Source organism: Aeromonas sp. S5(2024), assembly GCF_041403025.1.
GTDB classification, from domain to species: domain Bacteria; phylum Pseudomonadota; class Gammaproteobacteria; order Enterobacterales; family Aeromonadaceae; genus Aeromonas; species Aeromonas hydrophila.
This window is the reverse complement of the sequence record NZ_JBGLRI010000004.1, coordinates 237,862-251,560: the sequence shown is the minus strand read 5'-3', so window position 1 is coordinate 251,560 and position 13,699 is coordinate 237,862. Positions and strand designations below refer to the sequence as shown.

The window sequence follows — 13,699 nt, the reverse complement described above, 5'->3', positions numbered from 1 at the left end:
GCCGCAAATCTGATAAGGAACAAGAGTATGAGTCAACGTACCCTTCTTTTGCTCAGCCAGGACAATGCTCACTACGAGCGCCTGCTCAAGGCGGCCCACCTCCCCCATTTGCGCATTCTGCGGGCCGACAACCAGGGCGAGGCCGAGAAATTGATCGGCGAAGCCCACATCCTGATGGCAGAGCCGGCGCGGGCCAAACCGCTGCTGGCCAAGGCCGGCAAGCTCAGCTGGCTGCAGTCCACCTACGCCGGAGTCGACGTGCTGCTGGATGCCAGCTGCCGCCGCGACTATCAGCTCACCAACGTGCGCGGCATCTTCGGCCCGCTGATGAGCGAATACGTGTTTGGCCATCTGCTCAGCCTGATGCGCCAGCTGCCGCTCTATCGGGAGCAGCAGAAGCAACGGCTGTGGCAAAGCCACCCCTATCACGGCCTCAAGGGACGCACCTTGCTCATCTTGGGCACTGGCAGCATAGGCCAGCACATAGCCCACACCGGCAAGCACTTCGGCATGAAGGTGCTAGGCATCAGCCGCAGCGGCCGCGAGCGGGCCGGCTTCGATCAGGTGTATCAGCTGCCGGCCCTCAACAAGGTGCTGGCGCAGGCCGACGTCATCGTCAGCGTCCTGCCCGCCACCCGTGAGACGCATCACCTCTTCACCGCTCCCCGTTTCGAACACTGCAAACCGGGCGCCATCCTGTTCAACGTGGGACGCGGCAACGCCATCCACGAAGGTGACCTGCTCACGGCGCTGCGCACCGGCAAGCTGGGCATGGCAGTACTGGACGTGTTCGCACAGGAGCCGCTGCCCGCCGACAGCCCGCTCTGGGGCCAGCCCAACCTCATCATCACGCCACACAACAGCGCCTACAGCTTCCCCGAAGATGTGGCCCAGATCTTCGTGCGCAACTACATCCGCTTCATCGACGGCCAGCCGCTGGACGGCAAGATAGACTTCGACAAGGGCTATTGATGGCCATCAGCCAATAAAAAGGCCCCGCCAGAGTGGCGGGGCCTTTTTATTTCAGCGAGAGAGGCATCAACCGGCCTCCATCTCCTTGCGATAGCTCTTCACCTTGGCGAGGAACTGGCGCTTCTCCTTGCCGGAGAGCGGTTCAGCCATCGGCAGCTTGACCTTCATGGCATCGACCGGACGGTTGTTGATCCGCACTTCGTAGTGCAGGTGGGCACCGGTGGAACGACCGGTGTTGCCGGAGAGCGCAATCTTGTCACCCATCTTCACCTTCTGGCCCGGCTTGACCAGCAGCTTGCTCAGGTGCAGGTAGCGGGTCATCAGGGTACGACCGTGCTTGATCACCACATAGGTGCCGGCCAGCGGGTGGCTGGTCGCCTTCAGCACGACACCGTCGCCGGTTGCCATCACGGGGGTGCCGACCGGCAGGGCAAAGTCGGTGCCCTCGTGGGGGCGTACCTGGCCGGTGATCGGATGGCGACGGTTCGGGTTGAAACTGGAGCTGACCCGGTAGCGGCTGTGAGTCGGATAACGGCGGAAGCCGCGCTCCAGGCTGTTGCCCTGGCCATCGTAGTAGTTGCCATCTTCAGACAACCAGGCAGACACGCTCTGGCCCTGGCTGAACACTTCTACCCCCAGCAACTGGGTATTGCCGGTGCTCTTGCCCTCGACCGTCTCCTGGCGCACCAGCACCTTGAACTTGTCGCCCTTTTTCAGATCCTTGGCGAAGTTAAGCCGCCACTGGAACAGGTTGGCAATCTTCTGGATGTGGTTGGCCGGGATCCCCGCATTGCGGGCACTGACGTAAAAACTGCCGTTGATGACCCCGTCATACCCCTTCTTCTGCCACTCCACCTCTTCATTGAGCATGTTGGCGCTGTAGGTGTCGTCGGTACGCTCCAGGATCAGGGTCTGCTTGATATTCAGACGAATCTTCATCTGCTGCAGTATGTTGTCCTGATCGATCAGCAGCTCGATAGTTTGACCGGGCTTGAGACGTGCCAGATTGTTCTTGGTATCGGCATCCAGCACCTTATAGAGGGTGGTGGTGGAGAGACCCAGGTTGTTGAAGATGGTGGTCAGGTTTTCGCCGTTTCGTACCCGATAATCCTGCCACTGGGGGGTGGCATCGGTCGGGATATCATCTTCCGGGGTCGCGGCTTCCACCAGCTCGTGATCCGGGATGTCGTTGAAGTCCGTATTGTCTTCGTTGGTTGCGGTGCCGTTGGTGGCGATCGGCAACTCCAGACGCAATGGCCGCTCCAGGATGTCACCCGGCGCTGGCAATATGGCTACCGCTGACAGCGTCATCGCGGTCAGCAATAGCATGGCGTAAAAGTGTTTGCGGGGAACCGGGGGTTCCCAATTGGCGGCCTGCGCTACCAAGGGACGGAGACGTTTCATCCGCTATCCTGTCATTAGATCTAAAGGTGTTAGTGGTCAGTTTGTTTGTTATGAAACCGTATAAAACTGATTGTTTGACCTAAATACTCACAATTAGTTCATAGCAATCTGCATGAACCTCACATTTTATGCATAACATTCCTTTATGGGCAGAAATGATCGTCTTTTTTAACCATTTTTTTCCTATTTTTAAGAGCCGGGTCCGCTCACATCAGACCCAAGGTTTCAGCATGTTGCGATAACTTTTCCATGGAGTGGATATGTCGTTAGCGAAACTGTTAAATCGAATCATCCTGATCTTGTTCCTGGCCGGGGCCATCCTGCTGTTCATGCTGGAGGTCACCACGGTACGCCAGTCCATCCTCGATCAGATGTCTGCCAATCTGGAAACCGCCATCACGGCCCTCGGCCTGGTGCTGCAGGGCACCCTGCTCAACGATGACAAGGTACTGGCCGAAACCATCGTCAACGCCATGTTCGACGGCGGCTTCGTCAGCGCAGTCACCCTGCTGGATCCCGATGGCCAGGTGCTGTTTCAGAAGGTCTTCCACACGGCGCAGCAAAACGTACCGACCTGGCTTCCCTCTGTTATCGACATGCCGCCGGTAAAAATTGAGCAGGAGCTGACCGATGGCTGGCGCATGCTGGGCACCCTCACCCTGGAAGGACACACGGGTTATGCCTACCAGCACCTATGGAATGCCATCAGCCGTACCGGCACGGCACTGCTGGCCGGTCTACTGGTATTCACCCTGGTGATCTCCTGGGTCTGCAACCGGCTGCTGCGCCCGCTCGAGCAGATCAACCAGCAGTTGGTGAAGATCCGCAAGCGCCAATTCAGCGGCAATCTGGCCTCCCCCTGGCTGCAGGATCTCAAGGAGCTGGTTGCCTCGGTCAACCAGCTGGTGTCCGAACGAAAACGGGATCTGCTGCAACAGCGGCTCAAGATCAGCCAGCTCAGCAAACAGGTCGCCATATCAAATCAGCCGCTGCAAACCTTGGCGGAGGCGGGAGAAGGCCTGCTGCAACAACATTTCTTCTCGACCCAGGGCAGCATTCGCCTCTACAGCCGCCTCATTCCGGAGGTCACCCCCTCGCTGGACAGCTCGCCGGACGAGATCCGGCACCTGCTCGATCTGTGGTTGCACCACACGGTCGAGGGACTGCAACTGCCGCTCAGCCTGCTCGGTCACGCTGACTGGACGCAATTTTCTGCCCTGCTGGCCAAGGGCAGAGGCAAGACCCTCGACTGGCGCTGGGATCAGGAACATGTGCCGCCCCTTGCCCAGGAGCGGCTGGCCGCCTTGCAGGAACAGGGCGTGGAGATGGCCTTCAGCGCCATCCCGATGACCAACGAGACCTTCAATCAGCTCGACCCCATCAACCCTGTCTTCATCAGCTGCCAGCCAAGCCAGGCCCCGCTCTACTGGAATCTGGTGGCCCAGTGCCTGCACAGCGCGGGCTACACCCTGCTGGCAGAGGCCGGCGACATTCAGGATATCGATACCCTGCGCAACTGGGGCATCGATGGCTACGCCAGCAAGGAGGCATGATGAACAAGACCGGATTGTTGCTCGCTCTGCTGTGCCCACTGCCGCTGCTGGCCGACACCATGACCATCGCCACCGGCGGTGAGCAGGGGATCTATCACCAGATCGCCAAAGAGTTCTGCCGGCTGGCCAACAAGAGCGATGCCGGATTGCAGTGCAAGCTGCAGGCGACCTCGGGCTCCATCGAAAATCTGCGCCAGCTGAAAAGTGGCGAGACCCGCTATGCGCTGGTGCAGTCGGACTGGCTTTACCAAGCCAGTCACGGCCTGGGTCTGTATGCCAGTCAGCCGCAGCCAGAGCTCAGAGCCATCTTCGCCACCCACGCCGAACCTTTCACCATAGTGGTGCGGGCCGACGGCGATATCACCAGCCTGGAGCAGCTCAAGCTGGCCCCCATCGACATGGGGCTCAAGAGCTCAGGCACCCGCCAGACGGCGCTCGCCCTGTTCAACGTGCTGGGCACCAAGGAGCAGGATCTCGATCTCAAGAGCGTGGCCAATCTGGCCGAGTCGCTCTGCAGCAAGCAGATCGATGCCTATGGCCTGGTGATGGGCCACCCCAACCGCATCGTGCTGGATACAGCCAAACGCTGCGCCGTGCGTTTTCTGCCGATCGAGGGGGAAACCCGGGATCAGCTGCTCAAGGGGGTGAAGTATTACCAGCGCAGCCAGGTGCCTGCGCGCATCTACCCGGGCAACCTCAAGGCGACGCCGACCTTTGCCATCGCAGCTACCCTGGTGACCACCGCCAGCACGCCGGAAGCCGATGTTTACCGCCTGACCAAGGCCATGCTGGCCCAGCAAACCAAGTTCAATGAGCAGACCTACGGCTACGCCAACCTGTTCCACCAGGCACGCAATAAGACCGGCCCGGTGCTGAGCATCGACCAGCATCCGGGTGCGGCCAAATATTTCGAGGAGTTGAAAACCGCGGGCAAACTATAGCTCGCGGCGGGGGGAGCGCAGTTGCTCGCTGGAGAACCGGGTCTTCATCGACGTCCACTGCGCCAACCTGTCGGCACTGCCTGCCAGCGTCCCTTCACGGCGGGACTTCATGATCCAGATGCTTTTGGCATCAAAGCTGTAAACGGGGATAAGGTCGGTCCGCTTGCTGCCGGGCAGGATCCGGCTGTTGATGTTGTCGAGTACCAGCGGATCCGACTTGGGGGTCGCGAAGTAGAGCGTCACCATGTGGAACTGGTTGTAACGCACCGCCTTGACGTAGGCCAGCCGCAACTTCTTCTCGTCCACCCCCAGCTCCATCAGGGTGTAGTACTTGGAGATGCTGTAATCCTCGCAGTCGCCACCGCGGGCGCCGATGAACTCCAGCGGATTGGCCCAGTAATCCGCTTCTCCCCACAACCTGGGATCATCGCTGTAGGTCAGGTTGTTGAAGTAGTTGTTCACCAGCTCGATCTTCTGCTGATCCGTGGTACCGGCCCTGGGCGTGAGCAGGCGCGAAAATGCCTCGGCCCGCTGAATGGCACGACCACCATACACTTCCTGCAATTTTGCCCGCAACTCGGGGCTGGCAATGTATTCGGAGAGGCGGGATGCCTGCACGCTGGCACAGCATAGCGCCAACGTGCAGGTGGGAACGAGCAGCCATTTCATACAAGACACTCCCTGTCAGATGCTGGAGGTCAGTATAGTTGGCTGCGCTCGCCCCATCGATGAGCACGGCGGCTCGGCGGGTCTGTCAGCGGCACTCGGCGAAAGCGTCGGCCAGTTGCTGCATGAACCGGGGATAGCCATCCGGGCCAAGCGGCACCTGCTCACCCACTTCATCCAGCAGCAGCACCTTGGCACCGGTATTGCGGGCCACCGACTCGATCACCGCCGGCGAGAATTGCGGCTCGGCATAGATGCAGCTCGCCTTTTTCTCTTCCAGCGCCTTGCGGATCTCCACCAGGGTCTTGGCGCCGGGGCGTCGCTCCGGGCTCACGGTAAAGTGGCCCTTGGAGCTCATGCCGTAGTGGCGCTCCCAGTAGCCATAGGCCTCGTGAAATACGAAGTAGCCCTTCCGGTTCACCGCCTTCATTTGCTCGGCAATCACCTTGTCCTTGGCCTCCACCTTGGCCTTGAACGCCAGCAGGTTGGCGCGATAACGCTCGGCGTTGGCCGGATCCTGAGCGCTCAGGGTTTCGCTCAGGGCATTGGCAATGACCAGCGCCTGGGTCGGTCCCAGCCAGATGTGGGGGTCGACGCCCTCGTGGTGGTGCCCCTCATGACCGTCGTGGTCATGGCCTTCATGCGCCTCGTCGGCGTGTTCTTCGTGACCGGCCTGCTTGCTGTAATCGAACAGCGGCATCCCTTCGACCCGGGTCAGGGTCAACACATGGGGATGCTTGGCCAGCGGTTTGGCCATGAAGCCTTCCAGCTCGGGGCCGACCCAGACCACCAGATCGGCCTCATTGATGCTGCGAATGTCGGAGGGGCGCAGGGAGAAATCATGGGGCGAGGCGCCGGTCGGCAGCAGCACCTTGGGCTCGCTTACGCCGTCGGTGATGGCGGCCGCGATGAAACCCAGCGGCTTGATGGTGGTCAGCACCTCGAGGGCACGGACAGGCAGACTCACCGCCAGCAGGGCAGTGATCAGGGCAAGAATTCGCATAGAGATCTCGTCAGGAAGTGTGTGTGTGATAATATAACAAACCAACATTATTGTTATATTATAACTCTCACAGGCTGTAAACCCCGGAGCTGTCATGACCCAACTGGTGGAGCTGAAAGAGGTTTGTCTTTCATTTGATGGACGATCCGTGCTCGACAAGGTCTCCTTTACCCTGAACAAAGGCAAAATCACTACCCTGGTCGGTCCCAACGGGGCGGGCAAGAGTACCCTGAGCAAGCTGGTACTGGGCCTGCTCACGCCGGATTCGGGCCAAATCACCCGCAGCCGCGACCTGCGGGTCGGTTATGTGCCCCAGCGCCTCTATCTGGATCCCACCCTGCCGCTGACGGTGCGCCGTTTCCTGCAGCTTGGCAAGAATGGCCGCCTCCCCATCGAGGAGGCGCTGAACCGGGTCGGTGCGGAAGATCTCTTGGACAACCGGATGCAAAAGCTCTCCGGCGGCGAGATGCAGCGGGTGCTGCTGGCCCGCGCCCTGCTGGTCAAACCCGAGCTGCTGGTGCTGGACGAGCCGGTGCAAGGGGTGGACATCAACGGCCAGATCGAGCTCTACGCCCTCATCAGCCAGCTGGCCGCCGAGTTCAACTGCGCCGTGCTGATGGTCTCCCACGACCTGCACCTGGTGATGGCCAGCACCCACGAGGTGATCTGCCTCAACCGCCACGTCTGCTGTCACGGCGAACCGGAGAGCGTGGCCCGCCACCCCGAATTTGCCCGTCTGTTTGGCCGACCGGAGCAGGAGGTGCTGGCGGTCTACACCCACCATCACCACTGCGACGGCGAACACCATCATCATGAACCGCAGGCCCCCGTCATTCGCCTGCCCTCCCGCAATCAATAACGTACCCGACAGGATCATCAAGTGGACAGCTTTCTGTTATACGCCCTCGCGGCCGGCCTCGGCATCGCCCTGCTGGCCGGCCCTCTCGGCAGCTTCGTGGTGTGGCGCAAGATGGCCTATTTTGGCGACACCCTCTCCCACGCCTGCCTGTTCGGCATCGCGCTCGGCATCCTGCTGCAGGTGGATCTCACCCTGGCGGTGGTGGTCTGCTGCCTCGCCATGGCGATGCTGCTGGTGATCATGAGCCGCAACCAGCAGGTGGCCACCGACACCCTGCTCGGCATTCTGGCCCACAGCGCCCTGTCGCTGGGTCTGGTCACCTTGAGTTTCATGGACAACGTGCGGGTGGATCTGATGGCCTACCTGTTCGGTGACCTGCTCTCGGTGCAGCCGATGGACCTGCTCTGGATCTATGGCGGCGGCGCCCTGGTGCTGCTCACCCTGTGGCGGTTGTGGGATCCCCTGCTCTCCATGACCATCTCGGAAGAGCTTGCCCGGGTGGAAGGGGTAAGGGTCGATGTGCTGCGCTGCGTGCTGATGCTGCTGATTGGCTTGGTGATCGCGGTGGCGATGAAGTTCGTCGGGGCGCTGATCATCACCTCCTTGCTGATCATCCCTGCGGCAACGGCCCGCCGCTTCAGCCGGACACCGGAACAGATGGCCGGCTTTGCCGCCCTCATCGGCTGCCTTGCCGTGCTCGGCGGACTGCTGCTCTCCTGGTATCAGGACACACCGGCCGGCCCTTCGGTGGTGGTCTGCGCCACCAGCCTGTTTATCCTGAGCCAGTTCAAGAAAGCCTGAACCCAAGTGGCCTGAGCCTTGCCGCCAGGCCACTCCATCTCTCGGCCCTTCGCTGGATCCCCGCCACCAGCCCTGCTAGTGCAGAGCCTATTCAAACACGCCTGAGTGGTTCATTCTCGCCGGGACGCAGGCTGGCTTGCGCCTCCTGCCAAAGCCATTGGCGCAGCCGGCTGATGGCGGGCTCATGGACACGCGAGCGCTTGCAGACGAAATAGAAGTTGTCCCCGGTCTCCAGTGCATGCAGCGGCAGTCGCACCAGACCGGGATCCTCCGGCTGCAGCATATAGTCGTTGATGAGCGCCACCCCCTGATCCCAGTTGGCCGCCTCCAGTGCCAGCAGAATGTGGCTGAAATGGTGCATCCTCGCCTCGGGGGCGATCGTCAGCCCGCCCACGTCGGCCCAGCGCCGCCAATCCTCCCCCTTCTCCTTGTAGATCGCCTGGATGGAGAGCAGCGGCAGTTGCCACAGGGCTGCGGGCCACTCCCCCTCCACCTGCTGCCACAGCCGCCGGCTACATACCGGCATCAGCCGCTCCCGATAGAGCAGATCGTGCATATAACCGGGTCCCTTGGGAGAGACGGTGATGAAGCAGTCCGCCACCCGATCGGAGAGCTCGGGATCCTCCGCCACCATCTCCAGGCTGAGATCCAGCTCGGGATAGAGCTGGCGCAGCCCCGCCAGGCGCGGGATCAGCCACTTCACCGCAAACGAGCTGTAGACCGCGAGCCGGATCCGCATTTCGCCGCCACCGCGCAACTGCTCGCTGCTCTGGGCAATCTGGCCGAGCCCGGCGGAGATCCCCTCGAAATAGACTTCCCCCTGCGCCGTCAACGACAGCAGCCGGCCCTGGCGCAGCAGCAACCGCTCACCCAGAAAATCCTCCAGCAGGCGGACCTGGTGGCTGACCGCACTCTGGCTGACGTTGAGCTCAACCGCGGCGCGAGAAAAGCTGAGCAGGCGGGCAACCACTTCGAAGTATTGAACGGCACGCAGGGGGGGCAGCTTCATTATCCAAAATTCTCATGCATGGTGATTTTTTATCATTTTACTGGATAACGGCACGCGGGCTACCCTTCCCTCATCAAACATGGGAGGTGGTATGAATGCAGTGGGGATCGGCATCCTTTATCTGGTGCTGGGCAATATGGTGGCGGTCTTTTCCGACGCGCTGGTCAAGGTGCTGGAGCCGGACCAGCCGGTGTTCCAGTTCGTCTTCTTCCGCCAGCTCTCCGCCGCCATCCTGCTGGCCCCCTGGCTGCTCTGGTCATGGCGTCGCAACCCGCCGGTGGCGCTCAAGTGGCATCTGCTGCGGGCCCATATCTGGGCCGTCGGCGTCTGCCTGATGGTGATCGCCCTCACCCGGCTGCCGCTTGCTACCGCCAACGCCCTCTTCTATGCGGCGCCGCTGATGATGGTGCCACTGGCGGTGTGGCTGGCGGGGGAAGCGATCTCGCGCCAGAAGGTGCTGACCGCCTTTATCGGCTTTGTCGGGGTGCTGATCGTGCTGCGCCCCACCGAGGTGAACTGGGCGGCGCTGGCGGCGCTCGGGGTGGCGCTCTCCATGGCGCTCAACAATCTGCTGATCAAGCGGATCCCGCTCCAGCAGCCCATCGCCCAGACCCTGTTCTTTACCAACGTATTGAGCATGCCTTTCATCATGGCGCTGGCCTGGTGGGAAGGGGGCAACTGGCAGTGGCAGATGTGGTGGCCCGCCTTCGGCTCTTCGGCGCTGATCATGGTCTATGCGGGATTGTGCGTGGTGGCCTATCGCAAGGCGGAAGCGAGCAAAATAGCCTCCGCAGAGTACACCGGCCTGCTGATGGCGGTCGCCATCGGGGTGTGGCTGTTCGATGAGCAGCCGGGCCTGCCGCTGCTGCTGGGGTGCCTGTGCATCATACTGCCGCTCATCGCCATGGCCCGCAGCAAGCCCAAACCGCAGGTCGAACCGGCTCTCTAACCAGCGAGGGTCACCCCAGCAGTGGGGCGACCCTTTGTTGCAGATGGGGGATCACATCCTGCTCGAACCAGGGATTCTTCTTGAGCCAGAAGGTGTTGCGCGGTGACGGGTGCGGCAGCGGCAACCAGGCCGGGCCGTAGTCTGCCCAGCTGCGTACCGTCTCGGTCAGCGACCCTTTCGCCGCATCCCGCAGGTAGTAGGCTTGCGCATACTGGCCGATCAGCAGGGTCAGCTCGATGTTGGGCAGCAGCATCAGCACCTTGTCATGCCAGGTGGGCGCACATTCGGGGCGCGGCGGCAGATCTCCCGACTTGCCCTTGCCGGGGTAACAGAGCCCCATCGGCATGATGGCGATACGGGATTCATCGTAAAAGGTGGCCTTGTCCACCCCGAGCCACTGGCGCAGGCGATCGCCCGAGGGATCGTCCCAGGGGATGCCGCTGGCATGTACCCGGGTGCCAGGCGCCTGGCCGATGATCAGCAGACGGGCGCGCTCGCTGCCACGGATCACCGGTCTGGGCCCGAGCGGCAAGTGTGCTTCGCACAGGCGGCAGGCCCGGATCTGTTCAAACAAACTGTCGAGTCGGTTCATGGGCCCGATAGTAGCAGAGTTTTCCGCCGGATCCTGCTTGTGAAAGATTCAGCAGATACTTATCATGCAGCCACATTTGTTTAATTTAATAAACGGAGCGAGATGAAGAACTGGATGGGCACCGGCAGCGCGGCCCTCTCATTCGTGCTGTGGGGCATGCTGCCCCTCTATTACCAGTTCATGCCCGCGGTCAACATGTGGGAGCTGCTCTCCCACCGGGTACTCTGGTCGGTGGTGCTGCTGGGCGTCCTGTTCCTCCTCATCGGCTACCGGGTGCCCTGGACGCGACTGCGCAGCGAACCGCGCCAGCTCGGTCTCATCCTGCTGGCCGGCCCCGTCATGTCCATCAGCTGGTGCATGTTCACCTGGTGCCTCACCACCGGCCAGGTGCTGGCCACCAGCCTCGCCTTCTTCATGACGCCGCTGTTCAACATCGTGTTTGCCGTGTTGTTCCTCAAAGAGAAGCTCACCCCGCAAAAACACCTGGCAGTGGCGCTGGCGCTGGCGGGGCTGGCCTACATGCTGTTTTCTTACGGCCAGCTGCCCTGGTTCTCCCTCATCATGGGGGCCAACTTCGCCCTCTACGGTCTGCTCAAGAAGAAGGTCCACTATGACGCCGGCGTCAGTCTCTATCTCGAGGCGCTGGTGCAGTTGCCCGTCGCCCTGCTGATCATCGGCGCTCTGGCGGTGAGCGGCGCCAGCCAGTTCGTGGCCGGTGACTGGACCGATCGACTGCTGCTGATGGGCAGCGCCCCCGCCACCCTGCTGCCGGTGGGGCTGTTCTGCTACGGCATGATGCGCACCCGCATGAGCACGGTGGGTCTGCTGCAGTACATAGAGCCCAGCCTCGCCTTCCTGCTCGCCATCTTCTGGTTTGGCGAGACGCCGGATCCGGTGAAATCGGTGGGGTTTGCCTTCGTCTGGGCCGGCCTGCTGGTGAGCCTGCTGCCGCTGCACAAACTCAGACGCGGGGCCGGCAACCCTGCTCAGGGCCTGCCACGATAGGATTCCAGGATGGCATGCCACTTGGGATCCCGGTCCATCTGCTCGGCGATGTTATTCAGCCGGCTGTGCAGTGCGCTGCGGGATTTTGGCAACAAGATGTGGCGGGTATAGCTGGACTGGGCAAAGGGCGAGACGAACAGCTTGCCCTCGAAGGCCGGGTCATGGGTGAAGAAGGTGAGCGCCGAGCCCGGCACCAGGGTCACGTCGATGCGACCGCGCACCAGCAGGCTGAAGTTGGTTTTGACCTTCTTGGCATCGACCCGCACCAGATCCCCCCTGGCCGCCGCCTCGTCGATGCCCTGATAGCGATACCCCTCGATGCCGCCAAAGGTCATCCCCTTCAGTGAATCGGGCCCGCGATAGATGACCGGCCTGGCGACGCTGGAGATGAGCTCGTTGGTATCGCGCATGATGGGGAAGGTCCAGAGGTAGAGCTCGCGCTGGGGATCTCCCACCCAGGCGGGATTGACCCAGGCCACCAGGCCGTCGAAGCCGGGGTCCGACATCTCCAGCGCCAGTCTGGCCCGATTCACCAGCCAAAGTTCCAGCCTGGGTTCTCCGCCAAGCTTTTCATTGAGATACTTGACCAGATCCCGGCTCAGACCAGTCTGATCCCCGGTCATGAAGGGGGGGTGCTGATGATAGTCGTAGAGACGCAGCGTCTCGCCATGAGCCGATATCGACACCACCACGCTCGCATCGCACCTCCTTGAGCTGCTCTTGAGTGTGGCACAGAGAGATCGAATGAGAGAACCCGCTCCCGGCGCTGAACCGCCCGCCAGCCACTGGTTCATCTACATGGTGCGCACCGCCAGCGGCCTGCTCTATACCGGGATCAGCACGGACCCGCTCCGCCGCCTGCGCCAGCATCAGAGCGGCAAGGGATCCCGCGCCCTGCGTGGCAAGGGGCCGCTGACCCTGGCTTGGCAGCAGGCTGTCGGCGAGAAAGGGGCGGCACTGCGCCTCGAATACCGGCTCAAGCAGCAGAGCAAGGCCTTCAAGGAGCAGCTGATCACCCAGCCGGAGCGCTGGCTCGCCTGCAGCCAGTCATGGCTGGCCGACACCCGCACACAAAAAAGGCCGCGGTACGCAGCAGCCAAGGAAGGATCCGATAACAGGGAGTGTCAACGGTAGGTGTTGATTAACCTGTTTGCGCCGGCTGCTGAAACCAGCACTCCACCAGCAGACGCAAAAAAGGCCGCTGCACGCAGCGACCAAGGAAGGATCCGGTAACAGGGGAGTGTCAACGGTAGGTGTTGATTAACCTGCTTGCGCCGACTGCTGAAACCAGCACACCACCGGCAGACACAAAAAAGGCCGCAAAACGCAGCGGCCAAGGAAGGATCCGGTAACAGGGGAGTGTCAACGGTAGGTTGATTAATCTGCTTGCGCCGGCGGCTGAAACCAGCACTCCACCAGCAGACGCAAAAAGGCCGCTGCACGCAGCGACCAAGGAAGGATCCGGTAACAGGGAGTGTCAACGGTAGGTATTGGCCTGCTTGCGCCGGCTGCTGATGAACCAGCACACCACCAGCAGCACCAGCAACCAGGGCGCCAGCTTGATGATGAGGGCAAACATGCCGGCCAGGGCGCCAAACAGCACGAAGACGCCGCTCACCAGCAGCATGGCCAGCACGGTGAACCCGGCCAGCGCCATGCCGACCAGAACCAGCATCAAGACGATAAATTCCAGCATGTTTTGCTCCTCACTGGGTTAATGCCGCTGAGTGACCCGGGGTCAATCCAGCCAGCGCTTCAATTCACGACGGGGCGGCATGATCAGCACCGCCAGCAGATAGGCGGCCAGCGCCAGGGGTGGCATCAGGATCAACGCCATCAAGGCCGCGACCCGCACCGTCACCCTGGAGAGCCCCAGCCCGTTGGCGATGCCGGCACAGACCCCGGTCAGCTTGCGATGGGCAAGATCCTTCGGCCAGGGCGTCAT

The 13,699-nt window shown here is 61.7% G+C and carries 16 protein-coding genes; 8 read left to right on the top strand and 8 right to left on the bottom strand.

Translation table 11 applies throughout. The features are described from left to right. The first annotated feature begins 27 nt into the window (after positions 1 to 27). A complete protein-coding gene (locus tag ACB032_RS10655) occupies positions 28 to 972 on the top strand; it encodes a D-2-hydroxyacid dehydrogenase (RefSeq protein WP_017411249.1) in 945 nt (314 codons plus the stop codon). A 66-nt stretch (positions 973 to 1,038) separates the two neighbouring features. Here the strand turns inward: ACB032_RS10655 and mepM are convergent, their stop codons facing one another. Next, on the bottom strand, positions 1,039 to 2,376 hold the full coding sequence (gene mepM / locus ACB032_RS10650) for a murein DD-endopeptidase MepM (RefSeq protein WP_016352056.1): 1,338 nt from the start codon (positions 2,374 to 2,376) through the stop codon (positions 1,039 to 1,041). Between the two features lie 260 nt (positions 2,377 to 2,636). Here mepM and ACB032_RS10645 point away from each other — a divergent pair, with 260 nt between their 5' ends. Together ACB032_RS10645 and ACB032_RS10640 are read left to right on the top strand one after the other, a co-directional pair. Next, positions 2,637 to 3,929, top strand: a complete 1,293-nt coding sequence (locus tag ACB032_RS10645) for a LapD/MoxY N-terminal periplasmic domain-containing protein (RefSeq protein WP_324013226.1) — start codon at positions 2,637 to 2,639, stop codon at positions 3,927 to 3,929. Next, complete coding sequence (locus tag ACB032_RS10640; RefSeq protein ID WP_371137907.1) at positions 3,929 to 4,870, top strand: TAXI family TRAP transporter solute-binding subunit; 942 nt, start codon at positions 3,929 to 3,931, stop codon at positions 4,868 to 4,870. Before ACB032_RS10645 ends, ACB032_RS10640 begins: the two co-directional genes overlap by 1 nt. Here ACB032_RS10640 and ACB032_RS10635 read toward each other — a convergent pair. Beyond that, entirely contained in the window at positions 4,865 to 5,539 is a 675-nt protein-coding gene (locus tag ACB032_RS10635) for a transglutaminase-like cysteine peptidase (RefSeq protein ID WP_201904132.1), read from the bottom strand. The two genes, ACB032_RS10640 and ACB032_RS10635, sit on opposite strands and share 6 nt — an antisense overlap. 85 nt (positions 5,540 to 5,624) lie before the next feature. After that, a complete protein-coding gene (gene znuA / locus ACB032_RS10630; RefSeq protein ID WP_371137906.1) occupies positions 5,625 to 6,539 on the bottom strand; it encodes a zinc ABC transporter substrate-binding protein ZnuA in 915 nt (304 codons plus the stop codon). A 94-nt stretch (positions 6,540 to 6,633) separates the two neighbouring features. On the opposite strand from znuA, the gene znuC reads away from it, so the two are divergent. Continuing rightward, complete coding sequence (gene znuC, locus ACB032_RS10625; RefSeq protein WP_371137905.1) at positions 6,634 to 7,398, top strand: zinc ABC transporter ATP-binding protein ZnuC; 765 nt, start codon at positions 6,634 to 6,636, stop codon at positions 7,396 to 7,398. Between the two features lie 21 nt (positions 7,399 to 7,419). Continuing rightward, positions 7,420 to 8,199 (top strand): zinc ABC transporter permease subunit ZnuB, encoded by a 780-nt coding sequence (gene znuB, locus ACB032_RS10620; RefSeq protein ID WP_011707445.1) that lies wholly within the window; start codon positions 7,420 to 7,422, stop codon positions 8,197 to 8,199. 91 nt (positions 8,200 to 8,290) lie between these two features. Here the strand turns inward: znuB and ACB032_RS10615 are convergent, their stop codons facing one another. Beyond that, on the bottom strand, positions 8,291 to 9,208 hold the full coding sequence (locus ACB032_RS10615) for a LysR substrate-binding domain-containing protein (protein ID WP_219305949.1): 918 nt from the start codon (positions 9,206 to 9,208) through the stop codon (positions 8,291 to 8,293). A 91-nt stretch (positions 9,209 to 9,299) separates the two neighbouring features. On the opposite strand from ACB032_RS10615, the gene ACB032_RS10610 reads away from it, so the two are divergent. Then, positions 9,300 to 10,157, top strand: coding sequence for a DMT family transporter (locus ACB032_RS10610; RefSeq protein WP_371137904.1), 858 nt, complete (start codon positions 9,300 to 9,302; stop codon positions 10,155 to 10,157). A gap of 10 nt (positions 10,158 to 10,167) precedes the next feature. On the opposite strand, the gene ACB032_RS10605 is transcribed toward ACB032_RS10610, so the two are convergent. Beyond that, entirely contained in the window at positions 10,168 to 10,749 is a 582-nt protein-coding gene (locus ACB032_RS10605) for a uracil-DNA glycosylase family protein (protein WP_102987937.1), read from the bottom strand. Positions 10,750 to 10,851: 102 nt separating this feature from the next. Between ACB032_RS10605 and rarD the strand changes: the two genes are divergently transcribed. Continuing rightward, positions 10,852 to 11,754, top strand: a complete 903-nt coding sequence (rarD, locus tag ACB032_RS10600) for an EamA family transporter RarD (protein WP_371137903.1) — start codon at positions 10,852 to 10,854, stop codon at positions 11,752 to 11,754. Here rarD and ACB032_RS10595 read toward each other — a convergent pair. Next, positions 11,736 to 12,443 (bottom strand): substrate-binding periplasmic protein, encoded by a 708-nt coding sequence (locus tag ACB032_RS10595; RefSeq protein ID WP_371137988.1) that lies wholly within the window; start codon positions 12,441 to 12,443, stop codon positions 11,736 to 11,738. The two genes, rarD and ACB032_RS10595, sit on opposite strands and share 19 nt — an antisense overlap. A 55-nt stretch (positions 12,444 to 12,498) precedes the next feature. Between ACB032_RS10595 and ACB032_RS10590 the strand changes: the two genes are divergently transcribed. Then, complete coding sequence (locus tag ACB032_RS10590; RefSeq protein WP_371137902.1) at positions 12,499 to 12,888, top strand: GIY-YIG nuclease family protein; 390 nt, start codon at positions 12,499 to 12,501, stop codon at positions 12,886 to 12,888. Between the two features lie 343 nt (positions 12,889 to 13,231). Here the strand turns inward: ACB032_RS10590 and pspG are convergent, their stop codons facing one another. Together pspG and ACB032_RS10580 are read right to left on the bottom strand one after the other, a co-directional pair. Continuing rightward, positions 13,232 to 13,450, bottom strand: coding sequence for an envelope stress response protein PspG (gene pspG / locus ACB032_RS10585; protein ID WP_010636066.1), 219 nt, complete (start codon positions 13,448 to 13,450; stop codon positions 13,232 to 13,234). 42 nt (positions 13,451 to 13,492) lie between these two features. Continuing rightward, positions 13,493 to 13,699, bottom strand: a complete 207-nt coding sequence (locus tag ACB032_RS10580) for a PspC domain-containing protein (RefSeq protein ID WP_017411260.1) — start codon at positions 13,697 to 13,699, stop codon at positions 13,493 to 13,495.

What these genes read in the sequence shown, in the direction of transcription:
- ACB032_RS10655 (WP_017411249.1), top strand. Translation starts at nt 28, where the DNA reads ATGAGTCAACGTACCCTTCTTTTGCTCAGCCAGGACAATGCTCACTAC.
- mepM (WP_016352056.1), bottom strand. Translation starts at nt 2,376, where the DNA reads ATGAAACGTCTCCGTCCCTTGGTAGCGCAGGCCGCCAATTGGGAACCC.
- ACB032_RS10645 (WP_324013226.1), top strand. Translation starts at nt 2,637, where the DNA reads ATGTCGTTAGCGAAACTGTTAAATCGAATCATCCTGATCTTGTTCCTG.
- ACB032_RS10640 (WP_371137907.1), top strand. Translation starts at nt 3,929, where the DNA reads ATGAACAAGACCGGATTGTTGCTCGCTCTGCTGTGCCCACTGCCGCTG.
- ACB032_RS10635 (WP_201904132.1), bottom strand. Translation starts at nt 5,539, where the DNA reads ATGAAATGGCTGCTCGTTCCCACCTGCACGTTGGCGCTATGCTGTGCC.
- znuA (WP_371137906.1), bottom strand. Translation starts at nt 6,539, where the DNA reads ATGCGAATTCTTGCCCTGATCACTGCCCTGCTGGCGGTGAGTCTGCCT.
- znuC (WP_371137905.1), top strand. Translation starts at nt 6,634, where the DNA reads ATGACCCAACTGGTGGAGCTGAAAGAGGTTTGTCTTTCATTTGATGGA.
- ACB032_RS10615 (WP_219305949.1), bottom strand. Translation starts at nt 9,208, where the DNA reads ATGAAGCTGCCCCCCCTGCGTGCCGTTCAATACTTCGAAGTGGTTGCC.
- ACB032_RS10610 (WP_371137904.1), top strand. Translation starts at nt 9,300, where the DNA reads ATGAATGCAGTGGGGATCGGCATCCTTTATCTGGTGCTGGGCAATATG.
- ACB032_RS10605 (WP_102987937.1), bottom strand. Translation starts at nt 10,749, where the DNA reads ATGAACCGACTCGACAGTTTGTTTGAACAGATCCGGGCCTGCCGCCTG.
- rarD (WP_371137903.1), top strand. Translation starts at nt 10,852, where the DNA reads ATGAAGAACTGGATGGGCACCGGCAGCGCGGCCCTCTCATTCGTGCTG.
- ACB032_RS10590 (WP_371137902.1), top strand. Translation starts at nt 12,499, where the DNA reads ATGAGAGAACCCGCTCCCGGCGCTGAACCGCCCGCCAGCCACTGGTTC.
- pspG (WP_010636066.1), bottom strand. Translation starts at nt 13,450, where the DNA reads ATGCTGGAATTTATCGTCTTGATGCTGGTTCTGGTCGGCATGGCGCTG.
- ACB032_RS10580 (WP_017411260.1), bottom strand. Translation starts at nt 13,699, where the DNA reads ATGACGCCCTGGCCGAAGGATCTTGCCCATCGCAAGCTGACCGGGGTC.